Below are 26,110 nucleotides of genomic sequence, written 5' to 3'. Positions count from 1 at the left end.
CACACCCCCGTTGCGGCGGTTTGCCGAGGGGGCAAGGGGAGGCTAAATCCACCGGCAGGATCAAAATGTGACATGCCACTCAACCTGATCAAATTGTGTGTCGGTGCGGAAAGCGTCGAGGAGCTGGAAAGCTGGATTGCCGATTGCAGGGCAGGGCGGGACACGCTCGATCACGTGACCCGCATGTTCCCGCGCCGCAAGGAGGAAATCCTGCCGGGCGGTTCGCTCTACTGGGTGATCCGCGGCATGGTGCTGTGCCGCCAGCCGATCGCCGACCTTGAGGAAGTGACTGGGGCCGACGGCATCAGCCGCTGCCGCATCGTCTTCAAGCCGAAGGTGATCTATGTGCGGCCCACGCCGCGCCGCGCCTTCCAGGGCTGGCGCTATCTCGAAGAAGCAGACGTGCCGCCCGACATGCCGAAGCGTGACGACGTGAAGGGCCTGTCGGAAAAGATGCGGCGCGAGCTCTCCGAGTTGGGCCTGCTGTGAAGCTCAGGCGCCTCACGGCTGACGATGACCTGACCGCCGCCACCTATCTGCTGCAGCGCTTTTTCGCGGAGGAAGGCTTCACCACGCCGCCGGCCGTGATCGCCGAGCGCGTGCAGATGCTCGCCGGACTGGACACCTGCCTGCTGATCACCGCCGAGAGCGACGACACGGTGGTGGGCGTTGCCACCGCATCGATGGAATTCGGAATCGAGTTCGGCTGGTGGGCCGAGATGGGTGACCTCTACGTGCTGCCGGATGCCCGCGGCCTCGGTGTCGCAAAGCTTCTTGTCGATGGGATTGAGGACTGGCTGCGTTCGCGCGGCGTGGCGGGCTATCAGGTGACGGTGACGCCCGACGGCGAAGACCACCACGGCCTGCGCGCCTACTACCGGAAGCTCGGCTTCACGGGTGATGGCCGCCTGCTTCTGTTCAAGGACCTCTAGACCGGGATATTGTCGATGAGACGGGTCTTGCCGATGCGCGCCGCCGCCAGAAGCCGCAGGGGCTCGTCGTTGCGGGTGGGCACTGCGAGTGTCTCGGCATTGCGGGCGGTCACGTAGTCTACCTCGAAGCCCAGCGTCATCAGCGAGCGCGAGGCCGCCTTGGTCGCGACCTGCGGATCGCCGCCGGCACGGATCTTGTCGGCAGCCTGTTCCAGCGTGCGGTAGATGGCAGTGGCCTGATGCCGCTCGTGCTTGGAGAGGTAGCGGTTGCGCGACGACTTGGCGAGGCCATCATCCTCGCGCACCGTGGGAATGCCGATCACCTCGGTGCCAAGATCGAGGTCGCGGGCCATCTGCGTGACCACGAGAAGCTGCTGGTAATCCTTCTCGCCGAAGATCGCAAAGTCTGCTGCTGTATGAATGAAGAGCTTGGCGACAACCGTAGCAACACCATCGAAAAACTGCGGGCGGAACTTGTCTTCCAGGCCGGCCTTGGCGGGGCCGCCCAGCGTGATGGTGGTGACGAAGCTCGGCGGATAGATTTCATCGGCATTGGGGAGATAGGCGAGGTCGCAGCCCGCGTCCTCCAGCTTGGCAAGGTCGCCTTCCTCGTCACGCGGGTAGCGGGAGAGATCTTCGTTCGCTGCGAACTGCTTTGGATTGACGAAGATCGTCGCCATCACCCGCTCGGCCTTTTCCTTCGCCTCGGCAATGAGCCTGATGTGGCCTTCGTGGAGTGCGCCCATGGTGGGCACCACAGCGGTGCTCAGGCTTTCGCCGCGCCACAGGTCCACCACGTCGCGGAGGTCGGAAAGGGAGCGGGCAACGATCATGCTCATGCATCGCGTCCGCGGGCAGGGATCGGCAACATGGATGTCTCCTTCACCTCTTCCATGACGAAGTAGGAGTGCGTGCCTTCAACCATCGGCAACTGCCCGATCACGCCTCCGAGAATCTCACGATACTCCGCCATATCCCGTACACGGATTTTCAGCAGGTAGTCAAAGCCGCCGCCGGTCATGTGGCATTCGAGGATCTGCTTCACCGGCTTCACGGCGGTGTTGAAGGCGGCGAGCGTGGCCTCGTCGGTGGCCTTGAGCTTCACAGTCACGAAGACGAGCAGGGCGGCCTGTAAAGCGGCGGGCGAAATGCGGGCGTGATAACCAAGGATGATGCGGTCCCGCTCCAGCCGCCGCATGCGCAGCGTGCAGGGCGTGGCCGAGAGGTTCACCCGCCTGGACATGTCGGTCACGGAGAGGCGCGCATCCTGCTGAAGCTGGCCGAGAATGTTCAAATCGATGCTGTCGAGTTCCGCCATCATGATGGGCTCCGGTGTGGATTTTCACCACCGGGATAGCAGACTGCCCGGAAAAGGCATAGGATGCGGTATCAACTTGGTGAAAAGCGCTTCGGCGATTCCGCTATGTCTCGCCCGCAGGAGGACACCCCATGACCCAGCCCGCGCGCAGCGCCATTGCCGACCGACTCTTTGCCGATGAGACCCGGCTTGTCCAGACGCTGGCGGCGGAAGTGAACTTGTCCCCCGATGCCCGGGCCGAGGTGGAGCGCATCGCCCGCACGCTGGTCGCCAACGTCCGCGCCAACCGCCGCTCACAGGGCTCGATCGACAGCTTCATGCAGCAGTTCTCGCTCTCCTCCGAGGAAGGCGTGGTGCTGATGTGCCTCGCGGAATCGCTGCTCCGCATTCCGGACGCCGAAACCGCCGACAAGCTGATTGCCGACAAGATCGGCGAGAAGGACTGGGAGGCCCATCTCGGCCAGTCGGACTCGCTTTTCGTCAATGCCTCGGCCTGGGGGCTGATGCTGACGGGCCGCCTCGTTGAACTCGGCAAGTCGCCGGGCGCACGCGGCCTTGCGTCGCTCAAGAAGCTGGTCTCGCGCTCCGGTGAACCGATCATCCGCACGGCGATGAAGCAGGCGATGCGCATCATGGGCAAGCAGTTCGTCCTTGGGCGGACGATCAAGGAGGCCCTTGAAACCGCCGAACCGCTGGCGCGCGAAGGCTGGCGCTTCTCCTTCGACATGCTGGGCGAAAGCGCCATGACGGCGCCCGATGCCGAGCGCTATCAGGCCTCCTATGTGAAGGCCGTAGAGGCCGTGGGCGCCACGTCGAAGGGCAGCGACATTTTCGCAGCACCGTCCGTTTCGGTGAAGCTGTCGGCCCTCCATCCCCGCTACGAGGAGAAGACCCGCGACCGCTGCCTTCCCGAACTCTATGCCCGCATGCTCGACCTCGCAGTGGCGGCGAAGAAGCGTAACATCGGCCTTACCGTCGATGCGGAAGAGGCGGCGCGTCTCGACATCTCGCTCGAACTTTTCGGCCGCCTCGCCGCGGCGCCCGAGCTGAAGGGCTGGAACGGCCTCGGCCTTGCCGTGCAGGCCTATGGCCGCCGGGCCCGGCCCACGCTGGAATGGCTGGCGGCCCTCGCCGAACAGACCGGCCGCATCCTGCCTGTGCGCCTTGTGAAGGGCGCTTATTGGGACACCGAAATCAAGCGCGCCCAGGAAGGCGGGCTCGAAGTCCTTCCCGGTCTTCACCCGCAAGGTCTCGACCGACGTGAGCTATCTCGCTTGTGCGCGCTACATGCTGTCGCGGCGGGATTGCTTCTTCCCGCAGTTCGCCACCCACAATGCGCAGACGGTGGCCTCGATCGCCGTGATGGCGGGGAACGACAAGCGCTACGAGTTCCAACGCCTGCACGGCATGGGCCAGTCGCTTTACGAGCAGGTGGTGGCCGGTGGCCTGATCGGCCAGCCCTGCCGCATCTATGCGCCCGTGGGCAGCCACGAAGACCTTCTCGCCTATCTGGTGCGCCGCCTGTTGGAGAATGGCGCCAACACGTCCTTCGTGAACCGCCTCGCCGATGACGATGCGCCGATTGCAGAGATCATCGCCGATCCGGTGGCGGAGGTGCTGAAGCTGCCACAGATTCCGCACCCTCGCATTCTGCCGCCGGCAGGCCTGTTCGGCGCGCGCGAGAATTCCGCCGGTTTGCCGACCTGGCACACGCCGCTCCGCGAGCCGCTGTTGGCCGACATCCGCCAGTCACTGGCGCAACAGACCGCCGCTGCGCCGATCATCGGCGGCAAGGTGCAATCGGGTGCTGCGCGTCCGATCACGTCTCCGCATGACCGCAGCGTCACCGTGGGGCAGGTGACAGAGACCAACCCGCAGGACGTGGCACGCACGCTGTCCCTGGCCAATGCGGCACAGCAGGCCTGGGACCGTCAGGGAGGCGAGGCCCGTGCCGTCATTCTCGAGAAGGCGGCAGCCCTCTACGAAAAGAACCGCGCAAAGCTGCTCGGTCTCCTCATCCGCGAGGCGGGCAAGTCGCTCGACAATGCCATCGCCGACCTTCGTGAGGCGGTGGATTTCCTTCGCTATTATGCCGCACGCGCCCGCGCCGATTTCGAGAAGCCCGTGGCCATGCCGGGGCCGACGGGTGAGCGCAACGAGCTTTCGCTCCATGGCCGCGGCGTCTTTGCGTGCATTGCGCCGTGGAATTTCCCGCTCGCCATCTTCACGGGGCAGGTGGCGGCGGCGCTCGCCTCGGGCAATGCGGCCATCGCAAAGCCTGCAGAGCAGACGCCGCTCATCGCCTTCGAGGCGGTGAAGCTGCTGCATCTGGCGGGGGTACCTGCTAACGTGCTGCATTTCCTGCCGGGTGACGGCGCGGCAATCGGCAAGGTGCTGCTGGCTGACCGGGCACTCACCGGCGTGGCCTTCACCGGATCGAACGAGACGGCGGCGATCATCGCCGGCGCCCTCGCCATGCGGAAGGGGCCGATCGCCACGCTGGTGGCCGAGACGGGCGGCATGAATGCCATGATCATGGATTCCTCAGCCCTGCCGGAGCAGGCGGTGCGCGATGTGGTGTCCTCCGCCTTCGACAGCGCCGGACAGCGCTGCTCCGCCGCCCGCATCCTCTTCGTGCAGGACGATGTGGCGGGGAAGGTGATCAACATGCTGGCCGGCGCCATGGCCGAACTGGTGGTGGGCGATCCCATGAGCTATGTGACGGACGTGGGCCCGGTGATCGATGACGAGGCGAAGCAGAAGCTCGAAGCCCACAAGGCGCGCATGGCCAGGGAAGGGAAGCGCATCTACGAATGCGCCCTGGACCCCGACACGGCGAAGGGCACCTTCGTGGCGCCCGCGGCCTATGAACTCTCCTCGATTTCTCCGCTCACGGAGGAAGTCTTCGGGCCCGTGCTGCATGTGGTGCGCTATGACGGCACGCGCCTCGACAAGGTGATCGAGGCCATCAACAACACCGGCTACGGTCTTACCCTCGGCCTCCACACCCGTATCGAGGATGTGGTGGACGAGGTGCGCAGCAAGGCCCGCGTCGGCAATCTCTATGTGAACCGTAACCAGATCGGCGCGGTGGTGGGGGCCCAGCCCTTCGGCGGCGAGGGCCTCTCCGGCACCGGACCCAAGGCGGGCGGACCGCATTACCTCCACCGCTTTGCGGTGGAGCGCGTGATGAGCTGGGACACGACCGCCTCCGGCGGCAACGCCGCCCTCATGAGCATGGAAGGCACCTCAGGAGAATAGCGGGTGACGAAAGGCGCAGTTGCTTTCGGAGGAGCGGCCATGCAAGCCGCCTCCACCCAAGGAGAGTTTGATGGACATCGTGCGCGACAGCAACGGCAATGAACTGAAGGATGGCGACAACGTCACCCTGATGAAGGATCTGAAGGTGAAGGGCGCGAATGTCACCCTGAAGCGCGGCACGCTGATCAAGGGCATCCGCCTCACCGGCAATCCGGACGAGGTGGATTGCCGCCACGAGAAGGTGAAGGGCCTCGTGCTCCGCACCGAGTTCCTGAAGAAGGCCTAATCCTTCACCTTGAGGGACAGGCCGCGGTCCACCGCTTCCTTGCCGAACTTCTCGCGGATCAGGTCGATGGCCTTTTCCGCCTTGCTGTTGGCCTCGAGGCGAGGATCGAGCGTGGCTTCATCGCCGTCGCTCATTTCCTCGAGGTGCGAGAGCGCAATGCCGATCAGGCGGAACTCCGTGCCCGTCGCCTCCTTGCGGAGGAGAGGCTTCGCCGCATCGAACATGCGGTGGGCAAGCTGGGTCGGATCTTCCAGCGTGGTTGCGCGAGTGCGCAGCTTGAAGTCCTTGGTCTTGAGCTTCAGCGTCACGGTGTAGCCGCCGTAGCCTTGCTCCTTGGAGCGGCGCGACACCTTCTGCGCCATGGCCCAGAGCAACGCTTCCAGTTCCCCATAGTCGGAGACATCGCTGTCAAGCGTGGTTTCAGCACCGATGCTCTTCGAGGAGTCGTCGGTTGACACGCTGCGCATGTCCTCGCCGCGGGAGAGATGGTAAAGCCTCGCACCCATGCTGCCGTACCGGCGCATGAGATCGTTCTTCTCCATCTTCTGCAACTGGCCAATGCTGGTGATGCCGTCCTTGGCGAGGCTTTCCTGCATCGCCTTGCCCACGCCCCAGATCAGGCTCACCGGCTTTGACGCGAGGAAGGTCAGCGCCTCGCCCTTGCCGATCACCGAGAAGCCGCGCGGCTTCTCGAGGTCGGATGCGACCTTGGCGAGGTACTTGTTAGGGGCGAGGCCCACGGACGCCGTGATGCCGATCTTCTCCTCGATGTCGCGGATGAGGACGGCAAGGGTCTTGGCCGGGCTCCGTCCATGCAGGCGCGCGGTGCCGGTAAGATCGAGAAACGCCTCGTCGATGGAGAGGGGTTCGACCAGTGGTGTCACCGCCAGCATCAGCTCGCGCACCTGGTGGCCGACCTCGGAATACTTCGCCATGTTGGGCTTGATCACTACCGCATCAGGGGCAAGCTTCATGGCCTTGAACATGGGCATGGCCGAGCGCACGCCGCGGATGCGGGCGATGTAGCAGCAGGTGGAGACGACACCGCGGGTGCCGCCGCCCACGATCAGAGGCTTGTCGGCAAGGGACGGGTCATCGCGCTTCTCGACGGCGGCATAGAAGGCATCGCAATCGATGTGGGCGATGGAGAGGGAATGGATCTCGGCATGGCGAACAAGGCGCGGCGAATGGCAAGCCCGGCAGCGGCGTTCGTCTGCTTGCGTTTCGGCAAGACAGTCGCGGCAGAAACCGGGAGCGGCGGAGGGGTCCGTCATGGAACCAATATAGAACGAAATCGCCGCCGTGACGAGCGTGACTAGCGGGTTGTCCCGATCAGGCTCTTGATGTGGGGCAGGGCCTCGTCCCAGCTTCCGGTGCGCAGCGACACGAAATCGAAGGGCTCGATGTGCCGGGCAAAGCGGTCGTCGTGCAGGAAGTGGATGAGGTGAACCTCGGGCGCATGCTCGCGGGCCGAGGAGATGAAGCCCGGGCTGTCATCAACGAAGACCACCGCCTCGCGCGTCTGGTCGGCGAGGTGGCGGATCGCCGGCCCCTTGGGTCCCGAGTTGGTGATGACGGGGAAGTCGAGTCCGTGGCGCTGCAGGTTGTCGATGCGCTTGTCGCGGGCGTGATGGGGCAGATTGGTGAGCATCACCACGGAGGCATCACCCGCCAGCTCGTGCAGTGCGGCAATGGCACCGTCGATGGCATCGAGTTCGGCGGTGTGCTGGGCGAAGAAGTCATCCACCATCTCGGCCACGAGGCCCGCCGCGACAGGTTCGTCGTTGGCCTTCTTCCGGATGTTGCCGTTGAGGGCAAAGCTGCTGGTGTCGAGCCAGAGGTCGCGCGCCGCGAGATAGGATTCGAAGGCGCGGGTGAAATGCACCACCACCTCGTCCACGTCGCAGATCAGGAGGGGGCGGTGCTGGGCCAGGCTGAGTTTCGCCAGTTGCTCGATGGTGAACTCGGAAATCATGCGCTGAACCCCGGCAGCCTGGCCCGGGCCCGCATCACTGCCTCGGGCTTGATCCCGGCATTGGCGGCAAAGGCAAGGAGCAGCGACTCATCTCCGAGGGCGAAATCCAGCACGCCGCCCTGGAAGGCCGGGTCAGCGAGGCTTTGCCGCAGGTCGGCGGGCGCAAGGCCCGTGAGCGCCATTAAGCGCCCGATCAGGTCCGGATCGGCGGCCAGATAAGTGAGCAATTTCAATGCCAAGTCTCCGGCATCTTCATTTTTTCCCTGAACCTCTCTGAGCACGCTAGACTCTCCCCTGCGCCGCGCCGTTAACCAGGCACACATCATCCGGGCCAAGGTTAAGCAGTTGGTTACGCGTCCTAGGCCAAAACGGCTGTGGAAACAAAGGGGATTCCGCCCGGGGTCTGGTGAGCGGACAGGTGGCGGTCGCGTTAGGAGCATGTATGGAACACCCGCAGAGCGCACCTCAGGCCGGGTCTAAACCCGTGGGAGTGACGCCACAGATGCAGAAGACGGTACTCGTTGTCGAAGACAACGAACTCAACATGAAGCTCTTCAACGATTTGCTCGAGGCCCATGGCTACCGGGTCGTGCAGACGCGTGACGGCCTGTCTGCGCTCGACATGGCGCGCAAGCACATGCCCGATCTGATCCTCATGGACATCCAGCTGCCGGAAGTCTCCGGCATCGAAGTCACCAAGTGGCTGAAGGAAGATGACGAGCTGCGCGCCATTCCGGTGATCGCCGTGACCGCCTTTGCCATGAAGGGCGACGAACAGAAGATCCGGGAAGGCGGCTGCGAGGCTTACATCTCGAAGCCCATTTCCGTTGTCAGCTTCCTCCAGACCATCGACGGATTCCTCAAGAAGAAATCATGACGGCCCGCGTCCTCGTTGTAGATGACATCATTGCCAACGTACGGCTTCTCGAAGCGAAGCTGTCGGCGGAGTACTTTGAGGTCATCACGGCGATGAACGGGCTCGACGCCCTCGACGCGGTCCAGAAGTCCAAGCCCGACATCATCCTGCTCGACGTGATGATGCCCGGCATCGACGGCATCGAAGTCTGCAAGCGCATCAAGAGCAACGTCGAGACCCAGCACATTCCCGTTGTCATGGTGACTGCACTCGATCAGCCGGAAGACCGCGTGCGCGGCCTCGAGGCGGGTGCCGACGACTTCCTCACCAAGCCAGTGAACGACATCGCGCTCTTCTGCCGGATCAAGAGCCTCGTCCGCCTGAAGATGCTGACCGACGAACTGCGCGTGCGCTCGCCCGGCAACGATGGCAACGCGCGCTCGTTCCTGGATGACCGTCTGCACCTCAACAAGGGCGATGTACTGCTGGTCGACAGCAATCCGGCGTCGGCAGAGCGCATCATCGCCTCGCTGGTCGACAAGTGCAACGTTACGGTCATTTCCAATCCGGCCGATGCGCTGGAGCGCATTGCCGCCCGCGAGCGGCCCTATGAGTTGGTGATCGTCAGTTTTGCCCAGGACCAGTTCGACGGCCTGCGCTTGTGTTCCCAGCTTCGCTCGGGCGACTCGACCCGCCAGACGCCGCTGATGATCATCGTCAATCCGGACGAGCAGCAGCTTCTTCTCCGCGCTCTCGACATGGGCGTCAACGACTATCTGATGCGGCCTGTGGACCGCCAGGAAATCATGGCGCGCACCGCAACGCAGGTGCGCCGCTGGCGCTACACCGAGCAGCTGCGCAGCAGCGTCAAGGCCTCGATCGAGATGGCGATCACGGATTCGCTGACCGGTCTCTACAACCGGCGCTATCTCGAAACCCATCTCACCCACATGATCGATCACTACGTGAACCGCAGCAAGGTGCTCTCGATCCTCGCGGTGGACGTGGACTTCTTCAAGGCCATCAACGACACGCATGGCCACGACGCCGGCGACAAGGTTCTGCAGGAACTGGCCCAGCGCCTGCGTGAACACACCCGCAGCATCGATCTCTGCTGCCGCATCGGCGGCGAGGAATTCATCGTCGTCCTTCCCAACACGGATGCCATGACCGCCGAGAAGATCGCCGAGCGCCTGCGCCGCGCCGTGGCGGCAAAGTCCTTCGTGATCGGGACGCCGGCCCCAGTGCCAGTGACGATCTCGGCCGGCATTGCCACGCTCGCGGGGCTCGACGACTCGCTCGAGAAGCTTCTGAAGCGCGCCGACAACGCCATGTACCAGGCCAAGCGCGAGGGCAGGAACCGCATCAGCAAGGCTGGCCTCGTCGCCTGAGCCTCGCGCGGCTGAGCCTGGCGTGATTGCCGTTCCCCTTGGCCCGGTGTAAGCGCTGCCCGATGTCCGGCCACGATCCCACCACCGCAGAAGCGCCTCACCAGCCCCGCCGCAGTCTCGGCCGGGCGGGCGCCAGCTTTGCCGGCGAGATCGAGTTCCAGAACGTGGGCTTCCGCAAGGGGCGGAACGACATCCTGCAGGACATCTCGCTCACCTTCGCGGCGGGCCGCATCACCTGCCTGTTGGGCCCCTCGGGCTGCGGCAAGACCACGGTGCTCCGCCTCGCGGCGGGCGTGGCCATGCCCACGGCAGGCCGCATCCTGCTTGAGGGCAGGGTGGTGGCGGGCGAGGACCGCTTCGTGCCGCCCGAGCAGCGCAACGTCGGCCTGATGTTCCAGGACTATGCGCTGTTTCCCCATCTCACCGTGCTGCAGAACGTCGTCTACGGGCTCTATGCCCTGACGGGCGAGGAAGCCCGCAAGGCGGCGCTGACAGCGCTTGAGCGCGTGGGCCTTGCCGATCTCGCCGACCGTTACCCCAACCGCCTCTCGGGCGGCGAGCAGCAGCGCGTGGCGCTTGCCCGGGCGATCGTGCCACGCCCGCAGGTGATCCTCATGGACGAGCCCTTCTCCGGCCTCGACCAGAGGCTGCGCGACCGGGTGCGGTCAGATACCCTGGCGGTTGTGCGGGAAACCCGTTCGACGGCGGTTCTCGTCACCCACGACCCCATGGAGGCAGTGGAATTCGCCGACCACATCTACCTGATGCGGCAGGGCCGGATCGTGCAGCAGGGCAGCCCCCGCGAGCTTTACACGGCCCCGGTGGATGCCGCGGCGGCCCTGTTCTTCACCTCCTACAACGTCTTTGCGGGACGGGTGGCAAAGGGCGGCGTCGGCACACCCCTGGGGCGTGTGGACGCCAGCCGTTTCTCCGACGGGACGGCGGTTGAAGTCCTGGTTAATCCCGCCGCCATCTCGCTCGCGGCCGGGGCGGAGGGAATCGAAGCCTTCGTGCGGGATTCACGCTTCCTCGGCCAGCAGCAGCGCCTGACGCTGGTGTTTCCCGGGCGTGAGGAACCGGTGACCGCCATCCTCGACCGTTCGGCCCTCGTGTCTCCCGGCGGCACACACAGATTTGTCATGGACCGGAGCAGCATTCACATCTTCAAAAAGCCGTGAAACCCACCCATATGGCTTTCGCTTGCAGCGCAGATGCAGAATTGCGATAACCCCGCCCATCTGCGATAAGCATGAATGAACAGGCGGAGCACAGCCTTCGCCAACGGCAGGATTGAGGAGTTACGTTATGGGTTCTTTTTCGTGGTGGCACTGGGTCATTGTGCTGGTCGTCGTGCTCGTCCTCTTCGGGGGCAAGGGCAAGGTGTCCGACCTTATGGGTGACGTGGCCAAGGGCATCAAGAGCTTCAAGAAGGGCCTTGCCGACGATCCGGCTGACGCGACGGCCACTGCCGATCCGAAGGCCATCGGCGAGCAGGCAGGCGATGCCGCCAAGACTCCCGAAAAGGCCAAGAGCTGATAACTCCCTGAGCCCCGCAGGTTTGCGCGGGCAGAGGACAGGGCATGTTTGATTTCGGCGTCGGCTATTCAGAGCTTTTCGTTCTGGCCCTCGTGGCGGTGATCGTCATCGGGCCGAAGGATCTTCCGCGCGTGCTGCGCGTGGTCGGCCAGTTCATGGCCAAGGCGCGCCGCATGGCGGGCGAGTTCCAGACCCATGTCGATGCCGCGATGAAGGAATCCGGCGTCCACGAATTGAAGAAGGACATCGATCAGGCCAGGGGTGCGGTCGCCAAGGTGGTGAACACCCCTGCGGGTGACGTGCCCAACATCATTCCGCCTGTCGTCTCTTCCAGCTACAGCACGGCGGACAAGAGCTTCGAGACGTTCTTCGGCGCGGAAGCGCGCCCCGGTGAAACCCGCGTGGCGGGCGTGCTGGTGGAAGAGGGCACGGCTTCCACATGACCCAGGACGAAATCGACGCCTCCGAAGCGCCTCTGATGGATCATCTGCTGGAGCTCCGCTCCCGCCTGATGAAAAGCGTGCTCGGCTTTGCCGTCGCCTTTGTCGCCAGCTTCTTCTTCTCGACCGAGATCTTCCACTACCTCGTGAAGCCCTTCGAATGGGGCACGGGCCAGAACGTGGGCCTCATCTCCACGAAGCTGCTCGGCTTCTTCCTCGTGAAGCTGAAGATCGCCATGTTCGGCGGCATGTTCATTGCCTTCCCGCTCATCGCCACGCAGATCTACAAGTTCATGGCGCCCGGCCTCTACAAGCACGAGCGGCAGGCGCTGTTTCCCTACCTGATCGCCACGCCGGTCTTCTTCGTGCTCGGCGCCTGCCTCGTCTATTTCTTCCTGCTGCCGGTGGCGATCCACTTCTTCTACAGCCTTGCCGCGGGCGTGGGCACGGTCGAGGGCGGCGATAAGAACCTCGTCACCCTGATGCCCGACGTTGAGGCCTATCTCGACTTCGTGATGATGCTGATCCTCGCCTTCGGGCTTGCCTTCCAGCTTCCGGTGGTGCTCACCCTCATGGGCCAGATCGGGCTCATCACCGCCCAGCAGCTGAAGAGCGGCCGCCGCTTCGCCATCGTGGGCGTCTGCGCCGTTGCCGCCGTCATCACCCCGCCCGACCCCATTTCCATGCTCTCCATGGCCGTGCCGCTCGGCATGCTCTACGAGATGGCAGTCTTTGCCGTGGGCTTCCTGGAGAAGCGCCGGGCCGCCGCCGCTGCGGCAAAAGAGTCCGAAAGCAAGGACATAAAACCCGTTTGAGGTCAGGGGCCGGGCTCACTATAGAGGGCCCCATCCTGTTCCATTTTCCGGGTTCTGATTCCGATGCATGACATCAAGGCCATCCGTGACAATCCCGCCGCCTTTGACGCCGGGCTGAAGCGCCGCGGTCTGGCGCCCCTCTCTGCGGGCGTCCTCGCCATCGACGAAGAGCGTCGCGCCCTGCTGCAATCGCTGCAGGAGGCCCAGAGCCGCCGCAACGACCTTTCCAAGCAGGTGGGCGAGGCCATGAAGGCGGGTGACAAGGCCAAGGCCGAAGCCATCAAGGCCGAGGTCGCCGCCCTCAAGGACAGGATCGCATCGGGTGAGGAAGCCGAGCGGACGTTCACCCAGCGGGTGACGGATGCGCTGGCGGTGATCCCCAACCTGCCGCTCGACGAGGTGCCGGATGGCGCCGATGAGCACGGCAACGTGGAGGTGCGGCGCTGGGGCGAGAAGCCCGCCTTCAACTATGCGCCCAAGCAGCACTTCGAACTGGGTGAAAAGCTTGGGCAGATGGATTTCGAAGTGGCGGCCCGCATGTCCGGCGCGCGCTTCGTGGTGATGAAGAAGCAGCTGGCCCGGCTGGAGCGTGCCATTGCCCAGTTGATGCTCGACATCCAGACCGAGAAGAACGGCTACACCGAGCACTATGTGCCCTTCATGGTGAACGACAATGCGGTGTTCGGCACGGCGCAGTTGCCCAAGTTCGGCGAGGACCTGTTCAAGACCACCGATGGCCGCTGGCTCATCCCCACTGCCGAAGTGTCGCTCACCAACACGGTGCGCGAGAGCATTCTGGAGGAGGCGAACCTGCCCATGCGCCTCACCGCCTATACGCCGTGCTTCCGCGCTGAAGCGGGGGCCGCAGGCCGCGACACGCGCGGCATGATCCGCCAGCACCAGTTCTCCAAGGTGGAGCTTGTGTCCATCACCACGCCCGAGCAATCGCGCGAGGAACTGGAGCGCATGACAACGTGCGCCGAGTCCGTGCTGCAGGCGCTGGGCCTCCACTACCGGGTGATGAAGCTCTGCACCGGCGACATGGGCTTCGGCTCACGCATGACCTATGACCTCGAGGTCTGGCTGCCGGGACAGAACGCCTTCCGCGAAATCTCATCCTGCTCGGTGTGTGGCGACTTCCAGGCCCGCCGCATGGATGCCCGCTACCGCCCGGCCGACGGCAAGGGCACGAGCTTCGTCCACACGCTGAACGGCTCCGGCCTTGCCGTGGGGCGCACGCTTGTTGCGGTGCTGGAGAATTATCAGAACCCCGATTGCAGCATCACCATTCCGGAGGCGCTGCGGCCCTACATGGGCGGCAAGGAAAGGATCACCCCCTGATGCGCATTCTGGTGACCAACGACGACGGCATCCATGGTCCCGGACTGGTGGTGCTCGAGGAGATTGCCCGCACGCTCTCGGACGACGTGTGGATCGTGGCGCCCGATGCGGAACGCTCGGGGGCAGGGCACTCGCTGACGCTGGCCAATCCGCTCCGCTACCGCAAGCTCGACGACAGGCGCTTCGAAGTCGAAGGCACGCCCACCGACTGCGTGATCATGGCGGCCCGCAAGATCCTGCCGGGCCTGCCCGATCTCGTGCTCTCGGGCGTGAACCGCGGCGCCAACATCGCCGACGACGTGACCTATTCCGGCACCATCGCCGCCGCCATGGAAGGTACGGCCCTCGGGCTCAAGTCGATTGCGCTCTCGCAGGTGACGGGCATCTACGACAACGGCGAAAGCTTTGCGGTTGCCCGTGCGCACGGCGCGGCAATCGTCAAGCGGCTGTCCACCATGTCCTTCGGGCCGGGCGTGCTCATCAACGTCAACTTCCCGGATTGCCGCCCGGAAGAAATGCAGGGCATCGAGGTGACACGCCAGGGCAAGCGCGACCAGAGCCATCTTTTCATCGACGAGCGCGTGGATGCGCGCGGGCGCCACTACTACTGGATCGGTTCCAACAAGGAGAAGGGCTCGCCGCCCGCCGGCACCGACCTCGCCGCCGTGTTCAGCAAGCGCATCTCGGTCACGCCGCTGCACATGAACCTGACGCAGGTGGAAGCCATGGACGCGCTTCGCGGCGTCTTCGGCTGAGTCACGACGGCGGGCCTTGACGCCGACCTCAAACGGCCAAAGGTTGGGCTCTCGCCGACGGAGACCTCGAACGTGTTCACCATCCGCCCCGCCACCCGCAATGATGCGCTGCATGTCGCCGCACTGGTTGACCTTGCGGGTCACGGCATCGAGATCGAACACCGGATCAATTCCGTCGATCACGACCACTCGCCGCTCGCTGCCGCGCGGCAGATGATCATCGCCGACGAGACGCTGCCCTATCATCTCTCGAAAGCCCATCTCATGGAGATCGATGGTGAAGTGGCAGCTTGCCTGATCGGCGGACTGGTCACCTCAGGCGCGGTGATCGAGGCGCAGTTCCCCGACTACTACGGGCCGTTGCTCGAACTTGAATCCTTCGTGCCAGGCTACTGGGCGGTGATCTGCGTTGCTGTCTACCCGGAGTTCCAGGGGCAGGGGCTCGCCCGCCGCCTGCTCGATCACGCTGCCGCCGAAGCGCGCCGCCTCAAGGCGCCCGGACTTTCCATCGTGGTCGAGGACACCAACACGAAAGCTCTCACGCTTTATCGCAACTGGGGCTTCAGCGATCGTGAGACACGGGCCTGGCTCCCCTACGGCGGCCGGAGCGGACCAAAGAACTGGTTGCTGCTGACGCGGACGTTCTGACGTGGGTTGGAACTGGTGCCGGCTATAGGACTCGAACCTACGACCCCCTGATTACAAATCAGGTGCTCTACCAACTGAGCTAAGCCGGCCTTTCTGCACCGGGTTGATTCAACCCGGCGGACATTGGCTCATTACCCTGAGCCTCGCTGCGTTGCAAATTCGGCCGGGGCCGCCGGATGCGGCCTTGCCGGGAGAGGGAAATCCATCACGGTTCGATCCTTCGACGAGGGGGAATGTGACGCTGATTGTGCTGCATCTGCGGGTTGAACTGTGGCAGAACTACTACACAGGGCTTCACATCTTAAGAAGCCGGTAGCTTTGTTTGCAGGCAACCATTGTGGCGATCCCGTGGCAGTACTAAAAGAAAATCATTCCCGCGAATCGTGGATTTCGGGACGGCGACAGGAGCCGGGTGGTTTTTCACCCGGCTTTTGTTTTTTTGAAGGCGGGCGTGCCGCGTCTGCCTAGTGCGTCAGGGCGTAGAGCGAAATCGCCGCGGCAATCGACACATTGAGGCTCTTGATCGACCCCGGCATGTCCAGCCGCACGACCTCGTCGCAGGTGGCACGGGTCTTTTCCCGCAGGCCCTTGCCTTCCGATCCCAGCACCAGCGCAAGCGGCAGCTTCCGGCTTGCCTCCGCCAGCGTCACCGGAGCTTCGCTGTCGAGGCCGACGAGACGGAAGCCGTAGCCACGCAGCTCTTCCATCGCCGCCGAGAGGTTGGTGACGCGTGTCACCGGCACGTGCTCATAGGCGCCGGACGCTGCCTTGAAGAACACACCCGTTTCATGCGGCGCATGGCGGGCGGTGGTGACGAGCGCCTTCACGCCGAAGGCCGCGCAGGAGCGGAGGATGGCCCCCACATTGTGCGGATCGGTGACCTGATCGAGCAGCACGACCAGACCGTCGCGCGGCACTTGGTCGAGGCGGGGCTGCTTGAGCGGCAGCGCTTCCAGCACCACGCCCTGATGCACCGCGTCCTGTCCGGTGAGGAGATGATCGAGAATGCGGGGGTGCACGATCTCGGGCGAGAGCGCTGCGGTCACGCCTTCTTCCTTCAGCCGCTGCAAGCCGTTTTCCGTGGCCCAAAGCTTCCGGATCTTGCGAGCCGGATTGGCCAGCACCGCCGCTGCCGAGTGGATGCCGTAGATGAGGTCGTTGCCGGGATCGGGCACGTGAGAAAGCGCCTTCGGACGATCGCCCTTCAGGCTGGCCGGAACAGGCTTCGGTTCGGTCTTGTCGCGGGGCGGGAAGGGGCGGCCCTTGCCGGGCTTGCCGAAGGGCTTGGCGGATTTGGACGAGGCTGATCTGGGCGGGAAGGTTTTGCGCATGGCGGCCAGCTATAGAGTGTGCTTGCCTGTGGTCCAAGCCATGTTTCGCTTGCAGCGTGCGGGCGGGTGTGTTTTTCAATCTCCATGGGGACTGGGGATCAATGAGACAGCGTTTGGCGGTTGTGGTGGTGTTCTTGCTCACACTGTGGGCGGGAACGGTTGCGGCGCAGGAGCAGGCGACACCGACCGCGCCGGCCGACTCTCAGCCAGCGGCAGAAGACACTGCTGCGCCGCGCAAGCTGGTGGTCGTCACCCGCGAGATCCCGCCCTTCATCATCAAGGACGGAGACAATTATACCGGTTTCTCCGCTGACCTCTGGCGCGAACTCGCCGAGCGCACCGGCATCGAATTCACCTGGCTCGAGAAGCGCAATGTCGGTGAAATCCTCGCGGCGGTCGAAAGCTCGGAGGCCGACCTCGGCATCGCCGCCATCTCCATCACCTCGGAACGCGAGCAGCGCTTCGACTTCTCCCAGCCGATGTTCGAATCCGGCCTGCAGGTGATGGTGCGCGAGGAAGCGCAAACCGGCATCACGCCCGCCAAGGTCTTCACCTATTTCACCCAGGGCGCCATGCCGTATCTGCTCGGCATCCTCGCACTGCTGATCTTCATTCCGGGTCATCTGGTCTGGTGGGCCGAGCGCAACCATGCGGAACTCGCCGTTCTCCCGGCACTACTTTCCCGGCATCTTCCATGCCATGGGCTGGGCGCTTTCGGCGGCGGCTGGCCAGCAGAACGACAATCCGCGTTCCCGCATCGGCCGCTTCACCTCGATCGCCGCGATCTTCGTGAGTCTTCTTTTCCTTACCTACTGGCAGGCGGAACTGACCTCGTCCTTCACGGTGCAGCAGCTTCAGGGCGGCATCCAGGGGCCTGACGACCTGCCGGGAAAGAGGGTGGGCACGGTGACCGGCTCCACCTCGGCGCAATGGGCCCAGCAGCACCGCGTGGGCGCGACCGAATTCCAGAACATCTCCCAGGCCTTCGAGGCCCTCGAAGGCGGCTCGCTGGAGGCGGTGGTCTATGATGCGCCGGTGCTGCTTTATCATTCCGCCACCACGGGCCGCGGCAAGGTGAGGGTGGTGGGACCGGTCTTCCGCAAGGAGAACTACGGCATCGTCTTCCCGCCGCGCTCGGGCTCCCCGCGCAAGGTCGACTACCGCAAGCGGGTGAACGAGGCCCTGCTGAAGATGCGCGAGGATGGCGCGTTTGACCGCATCTACAAGCGCTGGTTCACCACCGAGGAATAGCCGGGCGGCGGCCTGCATCTTCCGTCCTTCAAACGCTTGACACATTCGGCCTTGGACGGCATACACCGCGCCGCGAAAGGGCCCGTGAAAAACACGGGCCTGATTGCTGTTTGTAACCGGAAGTCGATTCGGGAGAATGTCCCGAGTGGCAAAGGGGGGGGACTGTAAATCCCCTGCTTTACGGCTTCGTAGGTTCGAGTCCTACTTCTCCCACCATCGTCTGGTGGCGGATCGACGACCGGTCACAGACGGCGGTTCAGTTTCGCGGGTGTAGCTCAATGGTAGAGCAGCAGCCTTCCAAGCTGAATACGAGGGTTCGATTCCCTTCACCCGCTCCAATTTTCCGGTTGCCCGCAGAGGCGGTGGCCCGGGCCTTTTAAAACCTCGATCAGCACCCCATTTACCGCCTTTGGGTTCAGCTCACAAAAAGCGGATTCCGGCCACTGCAACCTCTTGCAGTGCCGCATGAAGTTTTCTATGAGCGCGCCACTTTCGCATTCTGGAGGGTCACATGGCCAAAGAGAAATTCAACCGCGACAAGCCGCACTGCAACATTGGCACGATTGGTCACGTTGACCATGGCAAGACGTCCTTGACGGCAGCGATCACCAAGGTTCTTGCCGAGACGGGTGGCGCCACCTTCATGGCCTACGACCAGATCGACAAGGCTCCGGAAGAGAAGGCGCGCGGCATCACCATCAACACGGCGCACGTGGAATACCAGACGCAGAAGCGTCACTACGCGCACGTTGATTGCCCCGGCCACGCCGACTACGTGAAGAACATGATCACCGGTGCCGCCCAGATGGACGGCGCGATCCTGGTCGTGTCGGCTGCCGACGGCCCGATGCCGCAGACCCGCGAGCACATCCTGCTTGCCCGTCAGGTCGGCGTTCCGGCTCTGGTGGTGTTCATGAACAAGGTCGACATGGTCGACGATCCGGAGCTTCTGGACCTGGTGGAAATGGAAGTGCGCGAGCTTCTCTCGTCGTACCAGTTCCCGGGCGACAAGATCCCGATCATCAAGGGTTCGGCGCTGTGCGCGCTTGAAAACAAGAACCCCGAGCTTGGCCGTGACGCGATCCTGAAGCTGATGGCTGCCGTTGACGAATACATTCCGCAGCCGGAGCGTCCGAAGGACCAGCCGTTCCTGATGCCGATCGAAGACGTGTTCTCGATCTCGGGCCGTGGCACGGTCGTGACCGGCCGCGTCGAGCGTGGCATCGTGAAGGTTGGCGAGGAAGTCGAGATCGTCGGCATCCGCGACACGCAGAAGTCGACGGTGACGGGCGTTGAAATGTTCCGCAAGCTGCTCGACTCGGGTGAAGCGGGCGACAACATCGGCGCGCTTCTCCGCGGCATCGACAAGGACGCGGTTGAGCGCGGCCAGGTGCTGTGCAAGCCCGGCTCCGTGAAGCCGCACAAGAAGTTCAAGGCGGAAGCCTACATCCTGACGAAGGAAGAGGGTGGCCGTCACACGCCGTTCTTTGCCAACTACCGTCCGCAGTTCTACTTCCGCACGACCGACGTGACGGGTGTTGTGACGCTGCCGGCTGGCACGGAAATGGTGATGCCTGGCGACAACATCTCGTTCGACGTCGAACTGATCACGCCGATCGCCATGGAAGAGAAGCTCCGCTTCGCCATCCGTGAAGGCGGCCGCACCGTCGGCGCCGGCGTCGTCGCCAAGATCACCGAGTAATCCGTCAGTCCGCTGACGAAACGAAGGCCGCCGGGAAACCGGCGGCCTTTTTCTTTTGCCGGGATCACTCCAGCATCGTCATGGCCCACGCATGTGGGCCATCAGTCTCTGAACAAGAATTGCCGGCGTGGGGCGTGTGGCAAAGACTGATCCTCAACATGCGTGGAGGATGACGTAGAGTAGTGGTGAACGGACACCAGTTCGTCAGCTCCTGCTCCCGGCGCGAACTGGCCCGCTCCGGTGCGGGAAAGCTGGACTGAACGCCAGCAAACGAATGGACTAAGGGCGGGGCATCGGAGTCTGCTGCCATGTACTTGCCGCCCGCCTTTGCCGAAACGAACCCGGACGTCCAGTGGGAGATTGTCCGAGCCCATCCTCTCGGTCTGCTGGTCTCGCAAGGGCAGGAGGGACTTGTCGCCAATGCCATTCCCTTCGAGGCTGTCACGGCGGGAGATCCCGCGGTCCTCCGTGCCCACATGGCCAAGGGCAACGGACAATGGCAGACACTCGACGGGCAGGATGTGCTCGTCGTCTTCCAGGGCACCAACGCCTACATCACGCCTCAGTGGTATGCCTCCAAGAAGGAGCATGGCAAGGTCGTGCCGACGTGGAACTACGCGATGGTTCAGGTGCGAGGCCGCGCCCGCGTCATCGATGAGAAGGCGTGGCTCCACGCCCAGGTTTCGCGCCTCACCGACCATCACGAAGCGACGGTCGCGAATGGCCATGCCTGGAAGGCAAGCGACGCACCGGAGGATTTCATGCAATCCCAGCTGAAGGGGATTATCGGACTCGAGATCACGGTGCAGTCTGTCGAGGGCAAGCTGAAGGCGAGCCAGAACCGCCAGGCCGCGGACAGGGAAGGCGTTGTCGAGGGCTTGAGCGGGCAGGGCGCCGAACACCAACTCGCCATGGCGAAACTGGTGAACGACGCCGGAAAATGAGGTGGCTTACGCCGCCTTGCTCTGATCCCTTGCGCCGTCCCGTGCAGTCACGGTGAAGTGGGCGACGAGCTTGGCGAGTTCGATCGACTGTTCGGTGAGCGTGCGCGTTGCCGCCGTGGTTTCTTCGACCATCGCCGCATTCTGCTGGGTCACCATGTCCATCTGCTCGACGGCGGTATTCACTTCCTGAAGGCCGGTAGCCTGATACTCCGCACTCTCGGCAATCTCCGCCACGATCTCGTTGATCTCGGCGATGCGCTTGATGATCGAGGTGAGCGATGTGCCGGTTTCGGCCACCAGCCCCACACCCTGTTCCACTGCCGTCTGCGAGGAGGTGAGCAGGCCCTTGATCTCCTTTGCCGCTTCGGCGGAGCGCTGGGCGAGAGCACGCACTTCCGAGGCGACGACGGCGAAGCCGCGGCCAGCGTCTCCGGCGCGTGCTGCCTCGACGCCGGCATTGAGCGCCAGAAGATTGGTCTGGAAGGCGATCTCGTCCATCACGCCGATGATCTGCGAAATCTTGCGGGAGGTTTCTTCGATCTCGCGCATGGCGCCCACGGCGCGGTTCACCACCTCGCCGGAATGATCCGCTTCCTCCTTGGCCCGCGACACGACGGTGCGGGCGTTGATCGCGCCATTGGCGGCCTGCTTCACCTTGGCGGTGATCTCGGCCACGGCAGCAGCGGTTTCCTCGAGGTTCGCGGCCTGGTTTTCGGTACGCCGCGAGAGATCGTCGGACGCAACCGAAATCTCCTCGGTGCCTGACTTGATGCCGTCGGTGCCGCGGCGGACATGGGCGATGATCGCCTGCAGAGCATCAACCGTCTGGTTGAAGCGGAGGCGCAGCGCATCAAGCGCCGGCGGGAAGGGCTTGACGATCTTGTGGGTGAGATCGCCACGGGACAGATCCTCGAGGCCTGCCCCCAGTTCGCGGATCACATATTCGTTCTCGGATTTGGTGGCGTGATTGATCTGCGCCTGCTGTTTGAACACGGTGACGGCGCGGGCCATGCTGCCCACTTCATCCTTGCGGGCTTCAAAGGGCACCGCGATTTCGAGTTCACCCCCTGCAAGCCGCGTCATCACGCTCGACATGCTGGTGATGGCACGCACTACATAGCGCTGGCCTGCGAAGAGGACGAGCGCAAGGAAAGCGCCGAGGAAGGCCGCACTGCCGGTGCTGACCAGAAGCGCAAGGTCGGAATCGGCGAGGCTGACGCGCTCGCGTTCGGCGATGGTGTCGTAGACAAAGTCATCTTGCTTGCCGACGATGGTGACGAACTGGCGGAAATAGGCGGTGAGGGTGACGACGGTGGTCTCGATCTGCACCTTGTCCTTGGTCTGCAGGGCAGGGATCACGCTCTTTTCAAGCGTGTCCCAGAACAGCTTGCCGTACTTGTCGAAGGTGGTGCGGAAGGCCAGCCATTTTTCCTGGTCGAGGAACGGCTCGTTCTTCATCGTCTGGTCCCAGAAGGCCATGCGGTCGTTGAATTCCTTGTGCAAGTCCTTCCAGCGGGCAATCTGCTTGTCGAGGTTGACGCCCTGGGTGGCGGCGGTCTCGTGCGCCATCATCAGGGCCTCGTAGGGCAGGAGGGGCGGGGGCAGGTAGTCGGCCACCAGATCGTGGCCGTTGATGATGGCGCGGAATTTCTCGCTGCCGATCCGGTTCGTGAGGAACGCCTCCCGGTTGAACAGTGAGGAGGCGGTGACGGTAACGATGATAACCGCACCGGCGATCAGCATCATGCGGGCGATGGTCCAGCGGCCGTGACCGGCTGCGGCTGACGAGGCGTCTGCAGATTTCTTGAACACTGTATATCCTAGTATCTTCAGTTGAGCTGGATTTGGGAATACAGGCTCTAGCTGGCATGAAACTTGTCAATTCCCGCCTGCTCGACTGACAAGTTGCCAGCGGATCAGCGGTTTACAAGGTTCGATCCGGTGGAAGGACCGGAGCGGAGGCGGGCTTCTCGGCCGCCTTGCCGCGCAGCCGGTTGTACTCCTCGAGGCTCATCATGATGAGCCGGGGCTTGCCCCGCTGGGTGATGGTGACCGGGGCCTGCAGGGCCCGGGCAATGATGTCGCCCGACTTGCGGGACAGATCGGAGGTTGAGTAGCGCATGGCCCCATATACAGTATTGTTGCAAATTACGCAAATGCTGTATTTGTTGTATGTCAAGGACAAAGATTTCGTCTGTTGACGGACGGTCCTCAAGGCTCTAAAGCCCGCCCATCACACACATAGACACATGGTCCAGCCGCGCCCGACCGGCGCTGCTGGACCTTGTACTAGGGGTATAGCTCAGTTGGTAGAGCGGCGGTCTCCAAAACCGCAGGTCGTGGGTTCGAGCCCTACTGCCCCTGCCACTTTACAGGCCGTTGAATCGGTGGGGGTGCGGTCCCACATAGTGCGGTTCAGCGTATTGTAACCAAAGGAAAAACGATGGCCAAAAGCAATCCGGTGGAATTCCTGCGGGAAGTTCGCGAAGAGGGCAGGAAAATCACCTGGCCGACCCGTCGCGAGCTCGGCATCTCGACTGTCATGGTTCTGGTCATGGTGGTCGCTGCTTCCCTGTTCTTCCTCGGCGTCGACGCGATTCTCAAATGGGTCGTGGACGGCGTGCTCTTTGGATTCTGATCTGGATTAAACGAGGCCCACACCCCACATGGCGAAACGCTGGTACATCGTCCACACCTATTCGAACTTCGAAAAGAAGGTGATGGAAGACATCAAGAAGCAGGTTGTCCAGAAGAAGCTGGACGAGCTCTTCGAGCAGGTGATCGTTCCGACCGAGGAAGTGGTGGAAATCCGCCGCGGCCGCAAGTTCAAGACCGAACGCCGCTTCTTCCCCGGCTATGTGCTGGTCAAGGTCGATCTTACCGACGAGGCCTTCCACCTCATCAAGAACACCCCGAAGGTCACGGGGTTCCTTGGTTCCGGCCTGAAACCCGTTCCGATCAGCGATGCCGAAGCGGCCCGCATTCTCAATCAGGTGGCCGAAGGCGTCGAGAAGCCCAAGACCACGATCCACTTCGAAGTGGGCGAGCAGGTGCGCGTGGCCGATGGTCCGTTCGCCTCGTTCAACGGCCAGGTCGAGGAAGTGGACGAAGAGCGTTCGCGGCTCAAGGTCGCGGTCTCGATCTTCGGCCGCCCGACTCCGGTCGAGCTGGAATACGGCCAGGTCGAAAAGATGAAATGAGTTTTTCCTCCGTACCCGGAGGAAACGAGCGCTGAGGAGTGTCCGCCTTCAGCCACCCGCAAGGGGAGACGAGGACACGACATGAAACCCCGTGGGAGGCGAAAGCCGCACCACTAACCTTTGAAGAAGGGAACATAGAATGGCGAAAAAAGTCGTCGGCTATGTCAAGCTGCAGGTTCCTGCAGGACAGGCCAACCCGTCGCCGCCGATCGGACCGGCCCTCGGTCAGCGCGGCCTCAACATCATGGAATTCTGCAAGGCCTTCAATGCCGCCACGCAGAAGATGGAACCGGGCTCGCCCGTTCCGGTGGTCATCACCGCCTACCAGGACAAGTCCTTCACCTTCGAGATGAAGGCTCCGCCGGCGTCCTACTTCCTCAAGAAGGCCGCCAAGATCAACGCCGGCTCCAAGGAGCCGGGCAAGAACCTGGTCGGCAAGGTGACCATGGCTCAGTGCCGTGAAATCGCCGAGCAGAAGCTGCAGGGCATGAACGCCCGTGACCTCGAGGCAGGCGCCCGCGAAATCGCCGGTTCCGCCCGCTCGATGGGCCTTGAAGTGGTGGGAGACTGAGCATCATGACAAAGCTTCCCAAGCGCATGCAGAAGAGCCACGCCGGCGTTGAAGCCGGCAAGGCCTATGGCCTCGACGAAGCCGTGAAGCTCGTCAAGGAACGTGCCATCGCCAAGTTCGACGAGACCATCGAAGTCTCGATGAACCTCGGCGTCGATCCGCGCCACGCCGACCAGATGGTCCGCGGCGTGTGCAACCTGCCGAACGGTTCGGGCCGCAAGGTCCGCGTCGGCGTGTTCGCCAAGGGTCCGAAGGCCGAAGAGGCCAAGAAGGCCGGTGCTGACGTTGTCGGCGCCGAAGATCTCTTCGAGATCGTCAACAAGGGCACGATCGACTTCGACCGCTGCATCGCCACGCCGGACATGATGGGCCTCGTCGGCCGTCTCGGCAAGGTGCTCGGCCCGCGCAACATGATGCCGAACCCCAAGGTCGGTACCGTGACGATGGACGTGACCGCGGCGGTGAAGGCTGCCAAGGGCGGCGCCGTCGAGTTCCGCGTGGAAAAGGCCGGCATCGTGCAGGCCGGCGTCGGCAAGGCCTCGTTCTCGGCCGAGCAGATCGCCCAGAACGTGCGCGCCTTCGTGGACGCCGTGAACAAGGCCAAGCCCGCAGGTGCCAAGGGCACCTACGTGAAGAAGATTTCGATCTCGTCCACCATGGGCCCCGGCGTCAAGGTTGATGCCGCCAGCACCGGTACGGCGTGATCCTGAAGAATACCGGGCCGCGGTGGAAACACTGCGGCGCGGCTGCCTGAAGCCTCACGGCTGAAGGCACTCCTGTCCGAGATTGCCGGCGCGGCGCCTCACGGTTCCGCTTAATCACGAAAGCCAGCATGAGATGGGTCAAGACGGAATTCGAATTGCCACACACGTGGCCGTTCAGTCGGTTGAGACCTCAGAACCCCTGCGTAACAGGGGGGACAGGCCAAGAGCGTTGCAGGAGCAATCCTGCAACAGGTCCAACCGGTGGGATGGCAACATCCCGCCACAACGGAGAGAGCAAGTGGAAAGAGCTGAAAAGAAAGAGCTCGTCGCGTCGTTCAACACCGTGGCCAAAACCACAGGTGTGCTCGTCGTGGCCCACAACAAAGGCTTGACTGCGAACCAGGTCCTCGACCTGCGGAACAAGATGGCCAAGGCGGGCGCGACCGTAAAGGTCGTGAAGAACCGCCTTGCTGTGCGCGCTCTCGAAGGCACCGACGCTGCCGGAATCGCAAAGCTGTTCACGGGCCCCACCATGGTGGCCTATGGCGCTGACCCGGTTTCGGCCCCGAAGGTGGCTGCCGACTTCGCCAAGGCCCACGAGAAGTTCGTGGTGCTTGGCGGTGCCCTCGGCAAGACCACCCTCGATGCCAATGGCGTCAAGGCACTCGCGGAACTGCCGTCGCTTGACCAACTGCGCGGCAAGATCATCGGGCTCATTCAGGCCCCGGCGACGAAGATCGCCGGCGTCCTGCAGGCGCCCGCTGGCCAGCTGGCCCGCGTGTTCAATGCCTACGCCACGAAGAGCTGATGCACGGCTTGTTGAACTGAACCGATAACCGACTGACAAAAGAGA

At 63.5% G+C, this 26,110-nt stretch carries 28 protein-coding genes, 4 tRNA genes and 3 pseudogenes; 26 read left to right on the top strand and 9 right to left on the bottom strand.

All coding sequences use genetic code 11. The features are described 5' to 3' along the window. The first annotated feature begins 72 nt into the window (after positions 1-72). Positions 73-489 carry a DUF1489 family protein gene (locus QM801_RS09125; protein ID WP_415018891.1) on the top strand — a complete coding sequence of 139 codons (417 nt, stop codon included), beginning with the start codon at positions 73-75 and terminating at the stop codon, positions 487-489. Next, positions 486-932: a GNAT family N-acetyltransferase gene (locus QM801_RS09120; RefSeq protein ID WP_415018890.1), complete on the top strand. Its 447-nt coding sequence runs from the start codon at positions 486-488 to the stop codon at positions 930-932. The genes QM801_RS09125 and QM801_RS09120 overlap by 4 nt, the downstream gene beginning before the upstream one ends. Here the strand turns inward: QM801_RS09120 and panC are convergent. Together panC and QM801_RS09110 are read right to left on the bottom strand one after the other, a co-directional pair. Then, the gene (panC, locus tag QM801_RS09115; protein ID WP_415018889.1) at positions 929-1,771 is read right to left on the bottom strand and encodes a pantoate--beta-alanine ligase; all 843 of its coding nucleotides are present in this window, start codon (positions 1,769-1,771) and stop codon (positions 929-931) included. The genes QM801_RS09120 and panC overlap by 4 nt on opposite strands. Beyond that, positions 1,768-2,253 carry an Lrp/AsnC ligand binding domain-containing protein gene (locus tag QM801_RS09110; protein WP_415018888.1) on the bottom strand — a complete coding sequence of 162 codons (486 nt, stop codon included), beginning with the start codon at positions 2,251-2,253 and terminating at the stop codon, positions 1,768-1,770. The genes panC and QM801_RS09110 overlap by 4 nt, the downstream gene beginning before the upstream one ends. A 128-nt stretch (positions 2,254-2,381) precedes the next feature. On the opposite strand from QM801_RS09110, the pseudogene QM801_RS09105 reads away from it, so the two are divergent. From QM801_RS09105 to QM801_RS09095, 3 genes and pseudogenes are all read left to right on the top strand, one after another. After that, positions 2,382-3,413 (top strand): annotated as a pseudogene (locus QM801_RS09105) (proline dehydrogenase family protein); the annotation flags it as partial. Positions 3,414-3,510: 97 nt separating this feature from the next. Next, complete coding sequence (putA, locus tag QM801_RS09100) at positions 3,511-5,511, top strand: bifunctional proline dehydrogenase/L-glutamate gamma-semialdehyde dehydrogenase PutA (protein ID WP_415018887.1); 2,001 nt, start codon at positions 3,511-3,513, stop codon at positions 5,509-5,511. A 70-nt stretch (positions 5,512-5,581) separates the two neighbouring features. Continuing rightward, positions 5,582-5,797 (top strand): alkylphosphonate utilization protein, encoded by a 216-nt coding sequence (locus tag QM801_RS09095; RefSeq protein ID WP_415018886.1) that lies wholly within the window; start codon positions 5,582-5,584, stop codon positions 5,795-5,797. On the opposite strand, the gene QM801_RS09090 is transcribed toward QM801_RS09095, so the two are convergent. Genes QM801_RS09090 through QM801_RS09080 form a run of 3 tightly spaced genes read right to left on the bottom strand, consistent with a single transcriptional unit; the run spans position 5,794 to position 8,095 of the window. Continuing rightward, a complete protein-coding gene (locus QM801_RS09090) occupies positions 5,794-7,071 on the bottom strand; it encodes a DNA polymerase IV (RefSeq protein WP_415018885.1) in 1,278 nt (425 codons plus the stop codon). The two genes, QM801_RS09095 and QM801_RS09090, sit on opposite strands and share 4 nt — an antisense overlap. 41 nt (positions 7,072-7,112) lie before the next feature. Beyond that, a complete protein-coding gene (locus QM801_RS09085; RefSeq protein WP_415018884.1) occupies positions 7,113-7,772 on the bottom strand; it encodes a hypothetical protein in 660 nt (219 codons plus the stop codon). Beyond that, positions 7,769-8,095: a DUF3572 domain-containing protein gene (locus QM801_RS09080; protein ID WP_415020908.1), complete on the bottom strand. Its 327-nt coding sequence runs from the start codon at positions 8,093-8,095 to the stop codon at positions 7,769-7,771. Before QM801_RS09080 ends, QM801_RS09085 begins: the two co-directional genes overlap by 4 nt. Before the next feature lie 179 nt (positions 8,096-8,274). Here QM801_RS09080 and QM801_RS09075 point away from each other — a divergent pair, with 179 nt between their 5' ends. The 9 genes from QM801_RS09075 to QM801_RS09035 all read left to right on the top strand — a co-directional run bounded on the left by QM801_RS09075 (position 8,275) and on the right by QM801_RS09035 (position 15,554). Next, the gene (locus QM801_RS09075; protein WP_415018883.1) at positions 8,275-8,649 is read left to right on the top strand and encodes a response regulator; all 375 of its coding nucleotides are present in this window, start codon (positions 8,275-8,277) and stop codon (positions 8,647-8,649) included. Continuing rightward, positions 8,646-10,019: a PleD family two-component system response regulator gene (locus QM801_RS09070; RefSeq protein ID WP_415018882.1), complete on the top strand. Its 1,374-nt coding sequence runs from the start codon at positions 8,646-8,648 to the stop codon at positions 10,017-10,019. Before QM801_RS09075 ends, QM801_RS09070 begins: the two co-directional genes overlap by 4 nt. A gap of 62 nt (positions 10,020-10,081) precedes the next feature. Then, positions 10,082-11,197, top strand: a complete 1,116-nt coding sequence (locus tag QM801_RS09065; RefSeq protein ID WP_415018881.1) for an ABC transporter ATP-binding protein — start codon at positions 10,082-10,084, stop codon at positions 11,195-11,197. Positions 11,198-11,324: 127 nt separating this feature from the next. Continuing rightward, on the top strand, positions 11,325-11,555 hold the full coding sequence (locus tag QM801_RS09060; RefSeq protein ID WP_415018880.1) for a twin-arginine translocase TatA/TatE family subunit: 231 nt from the start codon (positions 11,325-11,327) through the stop codon (positions 11,553-11,555). A gap of 44 nt (positions 11,556-11,599) precedes the next feature. Then, entirely contained in the window at positions 11,600-11,998 is a 399-nt protein-coding gene (tatB, locus tag QM801_RS09055) for a Sec-independent protein translocase protein TatB (RefSeq protein ID WP_415018879.1), read from the top strand. Next, complete coding sequence (tatC, locus tag QM801_RS09050; protein WP_415018878.1) at positions 11,995-12,810, top strand: twin-arginine translocase subunit TatC; 816 nt, start codon at positions 11,995-11,997, stop codon at positions 12,808-12,810. Before tatB ends, tatC begins: the two co-directional genes overlap by 4 nt. A gap of 63 nt (positions 12,811-12,873) precedes the next feature. After that, positions 12,874-14,151: a serine--tRNA ligase gene (gene serS / locus QM801_RS09045; protein ID WP_415018877.1), complete on the top strand. Its 1,278-nt coding sequence runs from the start codon at positions 12,874-12,876 to the stop codon at positions 14,149-14,151. After that, the gene (gene surE, locus QM801_RS09040) at positions 14,151-14,906 is read left to right on the top strand and encodes a 5'/3'-nucleotidase SurE (protein WP_415018876.1); all 756 of its coding nucleotides are present in this window, start codon (positions 14,151-14,153) and stop codon (positions 14,904-14,906) included. The genes serS and surE overlap by 1 nt, the downstream gene beginning before the upstream one ends. 72 nt (positions 14,907-14,978) lie before the next feature. After that, positions 14,979-15,554 carry a GNAT family N-acetyltransferase gene (locus QM801_RS09035; RefSeq protein ID WP_415018875.1) on the top strand — a complete coding sequence of 192 codons (576 nt, stop codon included), beginning with the start codon at positions 14,979-14,981 and terminating at the stop codon, positions 15,552-15,554. 13 nt (positions 15,555-15,567) lie between these two features. Here the strand turns inward: QM801_RS09035 and QM801_RS09030 are convergent. Together QM801_RS09030 and rlmB are read right to left on the bottom strand one after the other, a co-directional pair. Beyond that, positions 15,568-15,643, bottom strand: a tRNA-Thr gene (locus tag QM801_RS09030). Between the two features lie 375 nt (positions 15,644-16,018). After that, a complete protein-coding gene (rlmB, locus tag QM801_RS09025; protein WP_415018874.1) occupies positions 16,019-16,885 on the bottom strand; it encodes a 23S rRNA (guanosine(2251)-2'-O)-methyltransferase RlmB in 867 nt (288 codons plus the stop codon). Positions 16,886-16,986: 101 nt separating this feature from the next. Here rlmB and QM801_RS09020 point away from each other — a divergent pair. The 6 genes and pseudogenes from QM801_RS09020 to QM801_RS08995 form a co-directional block, all read left to right on the top strand. Next, positions 16,987-17,406, top strand: a pseudogene (locus tag QM801_RS09020) (transporter substrate-binding domain-containing protein); the annotation flags it as partial. A gap of 127 nt (positions 17,407-17,533) precedes the next feature. After that, positions 17,534-18,136, top strand: a complete 603-nt coding sequence (locus tag QM801_RS09015; protein WP_415018873.1) for a hypothetical protein — start codon at positions 17,534-17,536, stop codon at positions 18,134-18,136. Between the two features lie 130 nt (positions 18,137-18,266). After that, positions 18,267-18,352: transfer RNA gene (locus QM801_RS09010), tRNA-Tyr, on the top strand. Positions 18,353-18,400: 48 nt separating this feature from the next. Further along, positions 18,401-18,474 (top strand) — tRNA-Gly (locus QM801_RS09005). A 173-nt stretch (positions 18,475-18,647) separates the two neighbouring features. After that, positions 18,648-19,838: an elongation factor Tu gene (gene tuf / locus QM801_RS09000; protein ID WP_415018856.1), complete on the top strand. Its 1,191-nt coding sequence runs from the start codon at positions 18,648-18,650 to the stop codon at positions 19,836-19,838. 308 nt (positions 19,839-20,146) lie between these two features. Continuing rightward, positions 20,147-20,782, top strand: a complete 636-nt coding sequence (locus QM801_RS08995; protein WP_415018872.1) for an FMN-binding negative transcriptional regulator — start codon at positions 20,147-20,149, stop codon at positions 20,780-20,782. A gap of 6 nt (positions 20,783-20,788) precedes the next feature. Here the strand turns inward: QM801_RS08995 and QM801_RS08990 are convergent, their stop codons facing one another. Beyond that, the gene (locus QM801_RS08990; protein ID WP_415018871.1) at positions 20,789-22,594 is read right to left on the bottom strand and encodes a methyl-accepting chemotaxis protein; all 1,806 of its coding nucleotides are present in this window, start codon (positions 22,592-22,594) and stop codon (positions 20,789-20,791) included. 204 nt (positions 22,595-22,798) lie between these two features. Beyond that, a pseudogene (locus tag QM801_RS08985) lies at positions 22,799-22,904 on the bottom strand (type II toxin-antitoxin system prevent-host-death family antitoxin); the annotation flags it as partial. 169 nt (positions 22,905-23,073) lie between these two features. Between QM801_RS08985 and QM801_RS08980 the strand changes: the two are divergent. The 6 genes from QM801_RS08980 to rplJ all read left to right on the top strand — a co-directional run bounded on the left by QM801_RS08980 (position 23,074) and on the right by rplJ (position 26,065). Next, positions 23,074-23,149, top strand: a tRNA-Trp gene (locus tag QM801_RS08980). Between the two features lie 76 nt (positions 23,150-23,225). Beyond that, positions 23,226-23,420 carry a preprotein translocase subunit SecE gene (secE, locus tag QM801_RS08975; protein ID WP_415018870.1) on the top strand — a complete coding sequence of 65 codons (195 nt, stop codon included), beginning with the start codon at positions 23,226-23,228 and terminating at the stop codon, positions 23,418-23,420. 28 nt (positions 23,421-23,448) lie between these two features. Further along, positions 23,449-23,982, top strand: a complete 534-nt coding sequence (gene nusG / locus QM801_RS08970) for a transcription termination/antitermination protein NusG (RefSeq protein WP_415018869.1) — start codon at positions 23,449-23,451, stop codon at positions 23,980-23,982. Between the two features lie 139 nt (positions 23,983-24,121). Next, positions 24,122-24,553 carry a 50S ribosomal protein L11 gene (gene rplK, locus QM801_RS08965; protein ID WP_415018868.1) on the top strand — a complete coding sequence of 144 codons (432 nt, stop codon included), beginning with the start codon at positions 24,122-24,124 and terminating at the stop codon, positions 24,551-24,553. A gap of 5 nt (positions 24,554-24,558) precedes the next feature. Beyond that, complete coding sequence (gene rplA / locus QM801_RS08960) at positions 24,559-25,257, top strand: 50S ribosomal protein L1 (protein ID WP_415018867.1); 699 nt, start codon at positions 24,559-24,561, stop codon at positions 25,255-25,257. 298 nt (positions 25,258-25,555) lie between these two features. Next, on the top strand, positions 25,556-26,065 hold the full coding sequence (gene rplJ, locus QM801_RS08955; RefSeq protein ID WP_415018866.1) for a 50S ribosomal protein L10: 510 nt from the start codon (positions 25,556-25,558) through the stop codon (positions 26,063-26,065). Positions 26,066-26,110: the final 45 nt, after the last annotated feature.

Source organism: Aestuariivirga sp., assembly GCF_047600585.1.
Classification (GTDB): domain Bacteria; phylum Pseudomonadota; class Alphaproteobacteria; order Rhizobiales; family Aestuariivirgaceae; genus Aestuariivirga.
Note: the sequence above shows the minus strand (reverse complement) of the source record. Positions and strands in the feature narration are given on the sequence as shown.